Below are 604 nucleotides of genomic sequence, written 5' to 3' on the forward strand. Positions count from 1 at the left end.
AGATGTGGTATAAGAGACAGACCTTTCCTCTTGATTATGCAAACAGGAGGCGTAAAATATCAAAAAATTACACAATAAAACAAATTCCAACACAACACATCATGAACCGTCTGCTCCAACACGCATTTACCCCCAATCAAGCCACATCCATAGGTCTGCTTGCCGTAGCCTTTTGGAGTTCCGTAGTCGGATTGATACGCGCCTTGAGCCTGCACATGGGTGCAGTCGGCGGTGCGGCGGTGATGTACAGCCTTTCCACTTTGTTGCTTTGGGCTATTTTCGGATTGCCGAATCTGCGGCAGTTCAGCCGCAGCTACCTTTTTTGGGCGAGCATTTTTTTCGTCGGCTGCGAATTGTGCCTGTCTCTTTCCATCGGTTTTGCCGACAACGCACGCCAAGCGGTCGAAGTCGGCATGGTCAATTATCTTTGGCCGACGTTTACCATCATCGGCGCGGTTTGGTTTAACAAGCAGCCCGCAAAATGGTGGATAGGCATAGGCTTTGTCTTGTCGTTTGTAGGCATTGCCACCGTTTTAGGCGGTGACGGCGGATTCTCTTTGCCCTAGATTATCGGCAACGTCCGAACCAATCCGCTCAGTTACAT

Annotated in this window: 1 pseudogene; it reads left to right on the plus strand. The window is 49.7% G+C overall.

The annotated features are described in order from the left end of the window. Nucleotides 1-101: 101 nt before the first annotated feature. Nucleotides 102-563, plus strand: a pseudogene (locus tag ACTHUR_RS14780) (aromatic amino acid DMT transporter YddG); the annotation flags it as partial. Between the last annotated feature and the right edge of the window lie 41 nt (nt 564-604).

Source organism: Neisseria sp. P0021.S007 (genome assembly GCF_051956855.1).